Raw genomic sequence first — 12538 nt, 5'->3', positions numbered from 1 at the left:
TTGTCCCAGATCCGTCAGTCCCGGTCGAACGCCACGACGAAGGTCGGAGCCAGCTGCCTCAGTTTCGCTTGCAGTGCCGCCGCTTCCGCGCTGGTGCTGTCGGTCCGGACCGCGAGCAGCCGGTCGCCGCGGGCGAGCACCAGGACGCAAGCGGACAACCTCGGCTCCCGGAACCGGCGGCAGAATCCGAGCTGCCGGTCGGCGAGGCCCGGGATGGAGAATCGGGTGGTCGAGGAGGCGTTCGCGCCGCAGCTCAGCGCCCCGTCGAGGACGGTGACCATCTGTTCGCCGGAATAGCCCTCGTATGCAGCCGCCAATTGCCAGACGTTCAGCTCACCGGCGGTGGCGGTGGCCTGCGTGTTGGTGCGCAGTGCGGATTCCCACGGCTGCTTGCCCTCGCACGGTGCCACGACGTGCAGCGGCGTGATCCACTTGACGGCGAAGGACGAACGAGCCTGCTTCTGCTGGACACCTGCGTCGCCCAGCGCTTTTTCGTCCGGCAGATACCGGATGAGATCGTCGCCCGAAGACGACGTCGGCGCAATCCGGCTCGCGCAGCCCGCGAGGCACAGCAGCAGCCCCGCCAGCAGCAAGATCCCCTTCCGCACGCCCGTCCCGTCAAACCTGGTCGAACGCCGCGACGAAGGCCGGAGCCAGCCGCTTCAGCTCGGCTTGGTGTTCCGCGATGTTGGCGCGCCAGCCGATCGAGGTGACTGCCAGGGCGCGGTCCCCGTGCGCGAGCACCAGCACGCACGCGGCCACCCGGACCGAGCGGAACTGGCCGCAGAACCCGAGTTGCGGGTCGGCGACGCCGGGGACCGAAAACCGCGTCTTCACGGCCAGCTGCTCGCCCTCGACCACGGCCTTCCCACAGTCGAGCGCCTTGCCGAGGCCGGATACCACCTGCTCGCCGGAGTAGCCCTGGTACTGGGCGAGCAACTGGTGGACCTGCGCCTTGTCGGTCACCGAGATCGCCTGCGCGCCGTTGTACGCGGCCGAATCCCACGGCTGGTCCGCATCGCACGCCCGCACAAGGCGCAGCGGAGTGTTGGGGCCGACTACGTACGGCAGGCGATCCTGCTGCCGCCGGGCGCCCGCCGCGGAGAGCTGCTCCTCGCTGGGCAAGTACTTGGTGAGGTCCTTGGCGACCGGAGCCGAGGAAGCCGGAGGGGAGCTGGAGGCCGGGGCCGAACTCGACGGCGGAGCAGAACTCGGAGCCGCTGCCGGAGTTTCCGCGGCGCATCCCGCGAGCAGCAGGACAAGACCGGTCACCGCAAGCGAAACACGCATGATCCTCCCCATTTCGGGAGAAAGATCGCCGGACCCCGGTCCGGCGTTACGAGCCCGTCCAGCCCCGCCAGGTCCGCACCTCGGTGACCACCACCGCGTGCTCCGGCGGCCGCTCCGCGTACTGCGGATACTTCGCTGCCAACCACTCGACATACGGAGCCCGCGAATCGTCGGAGACGACCCGCGCCACGCCGTCCGCGCGGGCCCACCACAACCGCGACCAGTCCTCGTCGTACTCGTCGACCAGGAACGACACCGCCGGGTTCTCCGCGATGTTCGCCAGCCGCCGCAGCGACGTCGTGGTCTTGGGTTTGTGATCGACCGCGAACACGACCGCGTCGTCGCGCACCGCGAACGTCACCGGCACCAGATGCGGGACCCCGCGACTGTCCACTGTGGCCAGCCGAGCCACCCGCGCCGCCGCGAAGCGTGCCCGGGTTTCCACAGTGGACAGTCGCATGAGGACTCAGTCCAGCGCGGGGGAGTCGAGGGTCAGCGTGGCCAGTTCGGTGTCGAGCGAGGCGGAGACCCCGAGCGGCAGCGTCGGCGACCCCGCCACGTGCCCGAAGCCGAACCCGCTCAGCACCGGCACCCCGAGCGGCGACAACCGTTCCGCCAGCAGCTCGCGGACCTCCGCCGGGTCGCCGCACGCGGCCCACGAACCCAGCACCACCCCGCGCGCGCCGTCGAACCAGCCGGAACGCAGCAGCTGCGTCACCATCCGGTCGATCCGGTAGGGGCTCTCGGTCACGTCCTCCAGCAGCACGATCCCGCCGCGCGCGGAGCCCTGCTCAGCCGTGCCGACCCCAGACGCGAGCAGCGACAGGTTCCCGCCCACCAGCACGCCCAGCGCACGACCGGGCACCACCACGTCCGGCTCGCGCGCCCGCAGCACCCGCGTGTGGTCCGGCTCGAACAACGTCCGCCGCAGGTGTTCCGACGCGTCCTCGTCGAACAGCACGCTCGCCGGCATCGGCGAAAGCAGCGTCGCGAGATCCAAATGCGTGTGGACGGCCCGGTGCAGCGCGGTCACGTCGCTCGACCCGGCGAGCACCTTCGGCCCGGCCGCCCGCAACGCCGCCCAGTCCACCAGATCGAGCATCCGCTGCGCCCCGTAGCCGCCGCGCGCCGCCAGGACGCACCGGACCTCCGGGTCCAGCCACGCCTCGGTGAACTCCGCCGCCCGCGCCTTGTCCGGGGCCGACAGATACGACCCGCCCGAAGCCCGCACCCCCGCGCCGATCCGCACCTTCACGCCCCACTCGCGCAGCACCGGCAACGCGGCGTCGAGCAGGTCCTGCGGCACCGGCCCGGACGGCGCGACAAGAGCGACCGTGTCCCCGGCGGAGAGTCTGGCGGGCCTCACCGGGACAGCTCCAGCCGCGGCACGTCCGGCGTCTCGAAGCCGAACACCTGGCCGTAGAAGGAAAGCTCCGCCTCCAGCGCGGCGACGATCGTCTCGGCCTTCCGGAAACCGTGCTGCTCGCCCTCGAACCGCAGGTACGCGTGCGGGATCCCGCTGCCGTCGATTTCCGAGACGAACCGGTCGGCCTGCTCCGGCGGGCAGATCTCGTCCTCCAGGCCTTGCAGGAACAGCACCGGCCCGGCCAGCGACCCCACGTGCGTCATCGGCGAGCGCTCCCGGTACCGCTCGGCCGCCTCGGGATACGGGCCGACCATGCTGACCAGGTACTGCGATTCGAAGTCGTGCGTCTCGCCGCCCTCGCCGGTCCAGCCGGCGAAGTCGAGGATCGGGAACTTCACCGTCGCCGCCGCGTAGGTGCGGGTCATGGTGATCGACGCGGCCGAGGTGAACCCGCCCGCGCTGCCGCCGCGGATGCCCAGCCGGGCCCGGTCGGCGACCCCTTCCGCCACCAGGGCTTCGGCGACCGCCGCGCAGTCGCGCACGTCCACCACGCCCCACTGCTCCCGCAGCCGCTCGCGGAACGCCCGCCCGTACCCGGTGGAACCGCCGTAGTTCACCGCGACGACGCCGATGCCGCGGCTGGTGAAGTACGCGAACTCCAGGTCGAGCGATTCGTCGCTGTGCCCGGTCGGCCCGCCGTGGACGTGCACCACGTACGGCGGCAGTTCGCCTTCCGGCGCGGCGAAGTCCGGGTTCGTCGGCGGGAACACGTACGCCGGGATCTCCGCGCCGTCCGGCCCGGTGAACACGCGCTCCTGCGGCACCGGCAGGTACTCCGCGGGCGGCAGCGAGTCCGGCTGCGGAGTCAGCGCGCGCCACTTCGCGGTGTCCGGATCCAGCACCACGACCGCGCTCTCGTGCCGGGGCCCGCCCGCGATCCCGGCGATCCCGTCGTCCGTCGCGACCAGCCCGCTCGACGACCACACGGTCAGCTCGGTGTCGACGCGCGTGACCGAACCGTCGCCCTCGTCGAGAATCGCCAGCTTGCCGGAGTCGAGGACCGCGTGCTTCCCGCCACCAAGCGGGGTGAACCAGCTCGCTCCCAGCTTCCACATCGGCCCGCCCAGCTCGCGCTGCACCGGCGCGAGATTGACCGTCGCACCGTCGAGCCCGACCCGGTGCAGGTTCCACCAGCCGTCCGGATCGGCCAGCACGAGCAGCTGATCCGCGGACTCCCACGCCACCTGGCACACCGCGACCTCCGGCCCGCCCGCGAGCACGCGCGCTTCCCCGAACGACCCGTCGGCCGCCACCGGCGCGACGAACAGCTCGGTCCCGTCCCACGGCATCGCCGGGTGGTCCCACGCGAGCCACGCGGCGTGCGCGCCGTCCGGCGACAGCTGCGGCGCGGTGAAGAACCGGTGCCCCTCGACGAGCACCCGTTCGGCGGAGCCGTCCAGCGGGATCGCGACCAGCTCGCGGGAGATGTCCGTGCGCCGCGGCCCGGTGCTGCGCTCGCGGACCGCCCACACCTCGCCCTCGCGTCCGGGCCGGAGGTCGCCGTACCGGACGCCCTGCGGCGTGGCCGGTTCCGGCGTCAACGCGGTGGCCTCGCCGTCCTTCCACGCGTACACCCGCTGATCGGCCCAATGCGTGAACACCACCACGCCGCCGACCGCGAGCCACGGCCGCCCGCCGTACTCGTGCACCCGGTTCCGGACGTTCCACGGCGCGGGCAGCACGTCCTCGACGCCGCCGCCGGGAAGCGCGCGCACGAGCGCGACGCGACCGCCTTCGGCAGGCCGCGCCTCCGCCCACCAGAGCGCGCCGTCGACCGCGGCGAGCCATTGCGCGCCGCCGCCGGCCGCCGCCGCGCCGGCCGCCGTGACAGGAGAGGTCCAGGTTCCATGAGGAGAGATGCGAGGCACGCGGAAAGCCTAACGAGGATCCGCTGCGTGTCCGGATCCGCACGCACCGCGCAGGAATCGCGCGCGAACTCCGCTGAACCCGGGGCGGCGGATGCCGATCATGCGTCCGTGGCCTAGGGTCGAAGACGCTATGTCACGCGTAATCCACGTCTTCCGCAAGCCCGACCGGTTCGTGGCCGGCACGGTCGGCGAGCCCGGCGACCGCACCTTCTACCTCCAGGCGACGGAGGACGTGCGGACGATCAGCGTCACGATCGAAAAACAGCAGGTCGTCGTCCTCGCGGAGCGGCTCGGGTCGCTCCTGGAGGAGGTCGCCAGCCGGTTCGGCGCCGACGTGCCCAGCCACGCCCCGGACGACGAGGTCGACGTGGACCCGCTCACGGTGCCCGTCGAGGAGGAGTTCCGGGTCGGCACGATGGGGCTCGGCTGGGACGCCGACTCCGGCGCGGTCGTGGTCGAACTGCTCGCGATCACCGAGGGCGAAATCGACGAGACGGTCGTGCTCGACGACACCGAGGAGGGCCCGGACGCGGTCCGCGTGTTCCTCACCCCGGTCGCCGCCCGCGCCTTCGCCGAACGCGCCGACCGCGTCGTGAACGCCGGCCGCAAGCCGTGCCCGCTGTGCGGCGAACCGCTCGACCCGGCCGGGCACATCTGCCCGCGGCAGAACGGGTACCGGCGCGACGTCGACGTGACCGAGGACTGAGGGCGGCCGTGGCGAGCACCGCGCCAGGGCCTGCTGACCCCGCCGCCCGCGATTTCGTGTCCCGCGGCCGCATCGACGTCGAGGGCAGGCTGGTCGACGCCTCCAACGTGACGCTGTTCTGCGCGATCGAACTCGACGGCGTCACCGGCCGCGTCGTGTACAAGCCGGTGTCGGGGGAGCGGCCGCTGTGGGACTTCCCGGACGGCACCCTCGCCGGCCGCGAGGTCGCCACCGCGATGATCTCCGACGCCTGCGGCCTCGGCGCGATCCCGCCGACCGTGCTGCGCGACGGCCCGTTCGGGCCCGGCATGGTCCAGCTGTGGGTCGAGACCGACGAGGAAACCGAAGTGGTCGACGTCTGCGCGCCCGACGAGGTCCCCGAGGGCTGGCGCACCGTGCTGCACGCGCACGACCGGCTCGGCGAACCGGCGGTGCTCGTCCACGCCGACCACCCGGACCTGCGCGAACTGGCGGTCCTCGACATCGTCGTCAACAACACCGACCGCAAGGGCGGGCACCTGCTCGCCGGGACCGACGGCCGCGTCTACGGCGTCGACCACGGCATCTGCCTGCACACCGACCCGAAGCTGCGCACCGTGCTGTGGGGCTGGATCGGCGAGGAACTGCCCGGGGACGCGGTCGAGAAACTGCGGAAACTCCGCGCGGACCTCGACGGCCGCCTCGGCGCGGAACTCGGCGAACACCTGACCGCGTTCGAGATCCGGGCGCTCTCGCAGCGCACCGACTATCTGCTCGCCGAGGCGGTGTTCCCCGAGCCCGGCGACGACTGGCGCGCGATCCCCTGGCCGCTGTTCTGATGGCGGCCTCGATGGAGAACACCGAGAACGCCCTGCTGGACGAGGACGCCCGCGCCCGGCTCGTCGACCGCTTCGGCCCGGCCGCACAAGCGTGGTGCGACGCGCTGCCCACCCTCGTCGACCGGCTCTGCCGCCGGTGGGGCCTCACGGTGTCCGAAGCCCGGCCCGGCAACACCGGCCGCACCCTGCTCTGCCGCGACGGCGAGGGCGTGCTGAAGGTGCTCAAACTCTGCCCGGACCGCGCGATCGCGACCGCGGAGGCGACCGCGCTGGGCTCGTGGGCCGGGCTGTCGCGGGTCGTGCAGATCCTCGACGCCGACCTCGACCACGGCGCGGTGCTGCTCGAAGGGCTCGAACCCGGCGACACGTTCACCGAACGCGGCGCGGACGTCCCGTGGGACCAGATCGGCGAACTGCTGGCCGACGTCCACGGCGTCCCGGCCGCCGGACCGTTCCCGACCCAGCTCGAACGCGTCCGGTTCATGTTCGGCCTCGCCGAGCAACGCCTCGCCGGTTCCCCGGCCGAAGCGCACCTGTCCCGGCAAGCGCTGCGCACCGGCCTCGCCCGGGCGGAGAAACTCGCCGCCAGCGGCCCGATCGCACTCGTGCACGGCGACCTGCATCCCGGCAACGTCCTGGACGCCGGACCGGAACGCGGCGCGGTCGCGATCGACCCGCGTCCGTGCGTCGGCGACCCGGCCTTCGACGCGGTGGACTGGGCGGTGCTGCCGATGGCCGACGGCGGCGCGGTCGAGGACGGCATCGCCCGACTGCCGCACCTGGACGGCGACCGGGTGCGCGCGTGGTGCGTGGCGCTCGCCCCGCTGGTCGCGATGGGCCCGCTCCGCCGCGGCGGCCCGACGCCGTTCACCGACGCGGTGCTGCGGCTGGCCAGCTGACCCGGTCCGGCACCAGGTCCGGCTGCTGGCGCTAACCCCGGGCGACCTCGGCGGTGTGCGCGGGGAGGTAGCGCTCGCCCGTCACCTGGTCGCTCAGCGGGTCCAGCACGGCCAGCGCCTCGGCGTCCAAGACGAGGTCCAGCGCGGCCGCGTTCTGCTCCAGCCGGACCGGGCTGCGGGTGCCCGGAATGGCCGCCACCGCCACCCCGAGCCGTTCGGCCTGCGCGTACACCCACGCCAGCGCCACCTGCGCCGGAGTGGCGCCCAGCCGGTCGGCCACCTCGCGCACGGTCCGCGCGATCTTCTCGTTGGCCTCGCCCGCCTCCCCGGCGAACCGGGGATTGGTGCGCCGGAAGTCCTTCTCGCCCAGCGCGGAGCGGTCCAGCGCGCCGGTCAGGAACCCCCGCCCCAGCGGCGAGTACGGCACCAGCCCGACGCCCAGTTCGGCCATCACCGGGACGACCGCCTCGACGTCGCGGGTCCACAGCGAGTACTCGCTCTGCACCGCGGCGATCGGGTGCACCGCGTGCGCCCGGCGCAGCAGCTCGCCGTCGACCTCGGACAGGCCCAGATGACGGACCTTGCCCGCCTCGACCAGCTCGGCCATCGCCCCGACGGTCTCCTCGATCTCCACGTCCTGGGGCGGGCGGTGGGCGTAGTACAGGTCGATCACGTCGACGCCCAGCCGCAGCAGCGAGGCGTCGCAGGAGCGCAGCACGTAGTCGCGGGCACCGCGGATGCGGCGCGCCCGGTCGCCGGCGCTGCGGTCGATGCCGAACTTCGTCGCCACCTGCACCTGCTCCCGGCGGCCGTGGACGGCCCGGCCGACCAGCACCTCATTGTGCCCGGCACCGTAGGCGTCGGCGGTGTCCAGGAACGTGACGCCCAGCTCCAGTGCCCGGTCGACGGTGGCCAGGCCGCCGTCCCAATCGGCGGCGCCGTAGCTCTCGCTCATCCCCATGCACCCCAGGCCCATCGCGCTGACGTGGAAACCGGACGAGCCGAGCGTGGTTCGGGTGCTCATGTGCGGATGCTCCTCCTGCCCGGCGGGCCGGGCGGCGCCTCGACGGTTGACGAACCCCGCCGACGCTAGGAGCTGGAGCGCGCACCAGGTCAAGCCGGAGGACCGGTTCCTTCCGGCGTGGCGGCGGGACGCGCCCTCGCCGCGCCGATAACGTGCCCGACCGTGCGCTATCACGACGTGCTGTCCGGCCCCCGCAAGCGGAAGGTGCCGGAGGTCCCGGCCGAACCAGGGCTCGTGGTCGAAGACCCGGCCAGCGGCTACTGCGGCGCGGTGGTGAAGATCGAGTACGGCAACGTCGTCCTCGAGGACGCCAAGGGCCGCCACCGGGTCTTCCCGCTCGCGCCCGCCGCCTTCCTGCTCGAAGGCAAACCGGTCACGCTCGTGCCGGTCAAGAAAGCCGCCGCGCCCGCGCGACAGGTGTCGGCGTCCGGCTCGGTCCGCGTGCAGGGACTGCAGGCCCGGGTCGCGCGCGACTCCCGGATCTGGGTCGAGGGCAAGCACGACGCCGAACTCGTCGAACGCGTCTGGGGACACGACCTGCGCGTCGAGGGCGTCGTCGTGGAACCGCTCGACGGCGTCGACGTCCTGGCCGAGCGGATCGCCGAGTTCGGCACCGGACCCGGCCGCCGCCTCGGCGTCCTCGTCGACCACCTCGTCGCGGGCAGCAAGGAATCCCGGCTGGTCGGGCAGATCCGCGACGAGCAGGTGCTGGTCACCGGCCATCCGTACATCGACGTCTGGCAGGCGGTGAAACCCGCGTCGGTCGGCATCCGCGCCTGGCCGGAGATCCCGCGCGGCGTCGAATGGAAGACCGGCGTCTGCGACGCGCTCGGCTGGGGCGAGCCGTACGAGGGGTGGCAGCGCGTGCTCGCCGGGGTGCGCAGCTTCCGCGATCTCGAAACGCCGCTGATCGGCGCGGTCGAACGGCTCATCGACTTCGTGACCGAACCTGACGGCAACGCTCCGTAGTGTCCGGTTCGCCGGAAAAATCCAAGGTCACGCGTCGGTCACGTCGGGTAGCTTGCCCGGTGCGAAACGACGCGATCTGAGAGCATGAGGGCATGGCAGCGGCTCTGATCTGGCTGATCATCGGCATCGTCCTGATGATCGCGGAGGTGATCTCCGGGGACTTCGTGCTGATCATGCTCGGCATCGGCGCGCTGCTCGGAGCCGGCACGGAAGCGCTGACCGGCAACATCTTCATCGACGTCGCGGTGTTCGCGGTCAGCTCGGTCGGGCTGCTCGCGCTCGCGCGCCCGGCGCTCAAACGCCGCTTCCTGGCCGGATCGGGCATCCCCACCGGCATCGACGCGCTGGTCGGAGCCCGGGCCGTCGTGGTGTCCACTGTGGACTACGATGCCGGCCAGGTGAAGATCGGCGGCGAGGTGTGGTCGGCGCGCGCCGTGCACGAGTCCCAGCCGCCGATCGCGCCGGGCACCAGCGTCACGGTCGTCGAGATCTCCGGCGCCACGGCCGTGGTGGACATCGTCTCGTGAAGCGCCGTCCGGGAAAAAACGGTACTAGGTAAGGGGAGACGCTCTTGTCGACAATAGCGATCGTCGTGGTCGCACTGCTGGCTCTGTTCGTCATCATCACGGTGGTCAAGGCGATCATGGTGGTGCCACAGGCCCAGTCGGCGGTGATCGAGCGGCTCGGCCGGTTCCGCACGGTCGCCTCGCCCGGCCTGACCTTCCTCGTCCCGTTCCTGGACAAGGTGCGCGCGCGGATCGACCTGCGCGAGCAGGTCGTCTCGTTCCCGCCGCAGCCGGTGATCACCGAGGACAACCTGACGGTGAACATCGACACCGTCGTGTACTTCCAGGTCACCGACTCGCGCGCGGCGGTCTACGAGATCTCGAACTACATCATCGGCGTCGAGCAGCTCACCACCACCACGCTCCGCAACGTGGTCGGCGGCATGAGCCTGGAAGAGACGCTGACCTCCCGCGATTCGATCAACACCCAGCTGCGCGGCGTCCTCGACGAGGCCACCGGCCGCTGGGGCATCCGCGTCGCCCGCGTGGAGCTGAAAGCGATCGAGCCGCCCGCCTCCATCCAGGACTCGATGGAGAAGCAGATGCGCGCCGACCGGGAGAAGCGCGCGATGATCCTCACCGCCGAGGGCCAGCGGGAATCGTCGATCAAGACGGCCGAAGGCCAGAAGCAGAGCCAGATCCTCGCCGCGGAAGGCCAGAAGCAGGCCGCGATCCTCGCCGCGGAAGCGGAACGGCAGTCGCGGATCCTGCGCGCCCAGGGTGAACGGGCCGCCCGCTACCTGCAAGCGCAGGGCCAGGCGAAGGCGATCGAGAAGGTGTTCGCCGCGATCAAGGCGGGCCGCCCGACGCCGGAGGTCCTCGCTTACCAGTACCTGCAGACCCTGCCGCAGATGGCGCAGGGCGACGCGAACAAGGTCTGGATGATCCCGAGCGACTACGGCAAGGCCCTCGAAGGCTTCGCCCGCGCGCTGGGCGCCCCCGGCGACGACGGCGTGTTCCGCTACGAGCCGCCGCAGGACGACACCCCGGCCAAGCCGGACCTCGACGACGACGAGGTCGCCGGATGGTTCGACACGAGCAGCGACCCGAAGGTCGCCGAAGCGGTCGCGGCCGCGGAAGCCGTGGCACGCAAGGAGGTCGACGGGCCGCTCGGCGCGTCGACGGAGCATCCGCGGCGCGCCATCGGGGGCGCCTCGCCGGTCAAGGCCGAGCGGCCCGCGCCGGTCGAGGAAGAAGAACCGCCCGCGCCGCCGGAGCGGCCGCAGCCCAGCACGCCGCCGCCTGCCCAGCAGCAGTCGTTGCCGCAGCCGCAGCAGCCTCCCGCCGGACCGCCGCCGCAGGGCGGTCCGTACCAGGGCCCGCCGCCGCAGCAGTTCGGCGGACCGCAGGGACCGGGCAACGGGCCGTTCCCGCAGCAGGGCCCGTTCGGCGGACCGCAGGGCGGACCGCCGCCGCAGCGCTGATTGAGCCGTTCAAAGGGGCTGCCACTCCGGTTTTCCGGGTGGCAGCCCCTTTTTCCTGCGGTCAGCGGGCGTAGACGCCGACGTCGTCGATGTCGGCCTTCGAACGATCGGGCAGTGCGAGCACGCACGCCACGGTCACCACGACCGAAGCGACGATGTAGATCGAGATCGAATACGGCGTGCCCGTGGTGTGCAGCAACCAGGTCGCCAGCAGGGGAGCAGGACCGCCCGCGAACACCGACGCCAGCTGATATCCCAGCCCCGCGCCGCCGTAGCGCAGATGCGTCGGGAAGCTCTCGCCGATCAGCGCCGCCTGCGGGCCGTACTGCATCGAGTGCGCGACCATCGAGACGATGATCGCCAGGAAGATCATCGCGTGGCCGCTGTGGGTCAGCACGGTGAAGTACGGGAACGCGAGCACCCCGGTCAGCACCGCGCCGGTCAGATAGACCTGTTTGCGGCCGATCCGGTCGGAGAACTGGGAAAACAGCGGAATCAGCAGCAATTCCGCGGCCGCGCCGACGAGAACCGCGTTGAGCACGAACGTCTTGCTGAATTCCGGCCGCTGCACGACATAGACGAGGACGTAGCTGGTGAACAAATAGAACGGCATCTGCTCGCTGAACCGCAGTCCGGCCGACAGCAGGATTTCCCGCCAGTGGTGCCGGACCACGTCCTTCACCGGGGCTTTCGACGTGCGCTTGGCGGCGACCGCGGCGGCGAACATCGGGGTTTCCATGATGCGCAGCCGGATGACCAGGCCGATCGCCACCAGCACCAGGCTCAGCAGGAACGGGATTCGCCAGCCCCACGAGGAAAACGCGTCCGGGGACAGGGTCGCCGACAGCAGCGTCATGCCGCCGGTGCCCAGCACGAGCCCGACCGGAACGCCGACCTGCGCGAAACTCGCCAGCAGGCCGCGCCGCCGCTGATCGCCCCATTCCATGGCCAGCAGCACCGATCCGCTCCACTCGCCGCCGATCGCGATGCCCTGCACCAACCGCAGCAGGACAAGGATCAGCGGGGCGGCGACGCCGATGGTCGCCGCGCCGGGAAGCACACCGACGATCGCCGAGGACAGGCCCATCAGCAGGAGCGTCACGATGAGCGTCGCCTTGCGGCCGAGCCGGTCGCCCCAATGGCCGAAGATCGCCGCACCGATCGGGCGGGCCGCGAAACCGACCGCATAGGTGGCGAACGACTGCATGACCCCGGCGTAGGACGACGACGCGGGGAAGAACAGATGGGGAAAGACCAGCGCCGCGGCGGTGTTGTAGAGGAAGAAGTCGTACCACTCGATGGTGGTTCCGATCGACCCGGCCAGGGCCGCCCGGCGTACCTGCACCCGGCGGTCGCCGGTCGAAGCTTGGACTGACTGGGTGACTTCGTTGTCGCCTAGAGTCATGGTCGTGCACCTCTCGTGACGGTCGTCACACTACAGTGTGAACGACCGGCAGAGGTTTGACGATTCCGGACGCCTGCTCCGGACGGGTTGTTTCCGACCTTCCGGCACGCCGTCCGGACCAGGATCGGGCGCCGCGCGGCCAG

General features: G+C 71.7%; 13 protein-coding genes. 6 read left to right on the top strand and 7 right to left on the bottom strand.

Translation table 11 applies throughout. The features are described from left to right. Positions 1-14 precede the first annotated feature (14 nt). The 5 genes from CU254_RS19475 to CU254_RS19455 are packed head-to-tail and all read right to left on the bottom strand — an operon-like array spanning position 15 to position 4584. The gene (locus CU254_RS19475; protein ID WP_009078623.1) at positions 15-608 is read right to left on the bottom strand and encodes a hypothetical protein; all 594 of its coding nucleotides are present in this window, start codon (positions 606-608) and stop codon (positions 15-17) included. A gap of 10 nt (positions 609-618) precedes the next feature. Then, the gene (locus CU254_RS19470; RefSeq protein WP_158688051.1) at positions 619-1290 is read right to left on the bottom strand and encodes a hypothetical protein; all 672 of its coding nucleotides are present in this window, start codon (positions 1288-1290) and stop codon (positions 619-621) included. 46 nt (positions 1291-1336) lie between these two features. Next, entirely contained in the window at positions 1337-1750 is a 414-nt protein-coding gene (locus CU254_RS19465; RefSeq protein WP_009078620.1) for a TIGR03668 family PPOX class F420-dependent oxidoreductase, read from the bottom strand. Positions 1751-1756: 6 nt separating this feature from the next. Further along, positions 1757-2656, bottom strand: a complete 900-nt coding sequence (locus CU254_RS19460; RefSeq protein ID WP_009078619.1) for an LD-carboxypeptidase — start codon at positions 2654-2656, stop codon at positions 1757-1759. Further along, the gene (locus CU254_RS19455) at positions 2653-4584 is read right to left on the bottom strand and encodes a prolyl oligopeptidase family serine peptidase (protein ID WP_009078618.1); all 1932 of its coding nucleotides are present in this window, start codon (positions 4582-4584) and stop codon (positions 2653-2655) included. The genes CU254_RS19460 and CU254_RS19455 overlap by 4 nt, the downstream gene beginning before the upstream one ends. A 130-nt stretch (positions 4585-4714) precedes the next feature. Between CU254_RS19455 and CU254_RS19450 the strand changes: the two genes are divergently transcribed. From CU254_RS19450 to CU254_RS19440, 3 genes are read left to right on the top strand one after another with little or no spacing between them, the layout of a single operon-like run. Further along, on the top strand, positions 4715-5290 hold the full coding sequence (locus tag CU254_RS19450; protein ID WP_009078616.1) for a DUF3090 domain-containing protein: 576 nt from the start codon (positions 4715-4717) through the stop codon (positions 5288-5290). Between the two features lie 8 nt (positions 5291-5298). Next, on the top strand, positions 5299-6108 hold the full coding sequence (locus CU254_RS19445; protein WP_009078614.1) for an SCO1664 family protein: 810 nt from the start codon (positions 5299-5301) through the stop codon (positions 6106-6108). 11 nt (positions 6109-6119) lie between these two features. Further along, the gene (locus tag CU254_RS19440; protein WP_037717515.1) at positions 6120-7007 is read left to right on the top strand and encodes a phosphotransferase; all 888 of its coding nucleotides are present in this window, start codon (positions 6120-6122) and stop codon (positions 7005-7007) included. Positions 7008-7038: 31 nt separating this feature from the next. Here the strand turns inward: CU254_RS19440 and CU254_RS19435 are convergent, their stop codons facing one another. Continuing rightward, complete coding sequence (locus CU254_RS19435; RefSeq protein ID WP_009078611.1) at positions 7039-8031, bottom strand: aldo/keto reductase; 993 nt, start codon at positions 8029-8031, stop codon at positions 7039-7041. A 162-nt stretch (positions 8032-8193) separates the two neighbouring features. On the opposite strand from CU254_RS19435, the gene CU254_RS19430 reads away from it, so the two are divergent. From CU254_RS19430 to CU254_RS19420, 3 genes are all read left to right on the top strand, one after another. Beyond that, positions 8194-9000 carry a DUF3097 domain-containing protein gene (locus CU254_RS19430; protein WP_009078609.1) on the top strand — a complete coding sequence of 269 codons (807 nt, stop codon included), beginning with the start codon at positions 8194-8196 and terminating at the stop codon, positions 8998-9000. A 92-nt stretch (positions 9001-9092) separates the two neighbouring features. Then, positions 9093-9527, top strand: coding sequence for an NfeD family protein (locus CU254_RS19425; RefSeq protein ID WP_009078607.1), 435 nt, complete (start codon positions 9093-9095; stop codon positions 9525-9527). Between the two features lie 116 nt (positions 9528-9643). Next, complete coding sequence (locus tag CU254_RS19420) at positions 9644-10990, top strand: SPFH domain-containing protein (RefSeq protein WP_369871181.1); 1347 nt, start codon at positions 9644-9646, stop codon at positions 10988-10990. 61 nt (positions 10991-11051) lie between these two features. Here the strand turns inward: CU254_RS19420 and CU254_RS19415 are convergent, their stop codons facing one another. After that, positions 11052-12395: an MFS transporter gene (locus CU254_RS19415; protein WP_009078604.1), complete on the bottom strand. Its 1344-nt coding sequence runs from the start codon at positions 12393-12395 to the stop codon at positions 11052-11054. Positions 12396-12538: the final 143 nt, after the last annotated feature.

The sequence above is a fragment of the Amycolatopsis sp. AA4 genome, from assembly GCF_002796545.1.
Classification (GTDB): Bacteria; Actinomycetota; Actinomycetes; order Mycobacteriales; family Pseudonocardiaceae; genus Amycolatopsis.
The sequence above is the reverse complement of the archived record's forward strand: the minus strand, read 5'-3'. Positions and strand labels throughout refer to the sequence as shown.

Bases quoted from the DNA above. Each gene is read 5' to 3' on its own strand.
- CU254_RS19450 (WP_009078616.1), top strand. From the start codon at position 4,715: ATGTCACGCGTAATCCACGTCTTCCGCAAGCCCGACCGGTTCGTGGCC.
- CU254_RS19440 (WP_037717515.1), top strand. From the start codon at position 6,120: ATGGAGAACACCGAGAACGCCCTGCTGGACGAGGACGCCCGCGCCCGG.
- CU254_RS19415 (WP_009078604.1), bottom strand. From the start codon at position 12,395: ATGACTCTAGGCGACAACGAAGTCACCCAGTCAGTCCAAGCTTCGACC.
- CU254_RS19465 (WP_009078620.1), bottom strand. From the start codon at position 1,750: ATGCGACTGTCCACTGTGGAAACCCGGGCACGCTTCGCGGCGGCGCGG.
- CU254_RS19470 (WP_158688051.1), bottom strand. From the start codon at position 1,290: ATGCGTGTTTCGCTTGCGGTGACCGGTCTTGTCCTGCTGCTCGCGGGA.
- CU254_RS19420 (WP_369871181.1), top strand. From the start codon at position 9,644: ATGGTGGTGCCACAGGCCCAGTCGGCGGTGATCGAGCGGCTCGGCCGG.
- CU254_RS19425 (WP_009078607.1), top strand. From the start codon at position 9,093: ATGGCAGCGGCTCTGATCTGGCTGATCATCGGCATCGTCCTGATGATC.
- CU254_RS19435 (WP_009078611.1), bottom strand. From the start codon at position 8,031: ATGAGCACCCGAACCACGCTCGGCTCGTCCGGTTTCCACGTCAGCGCG.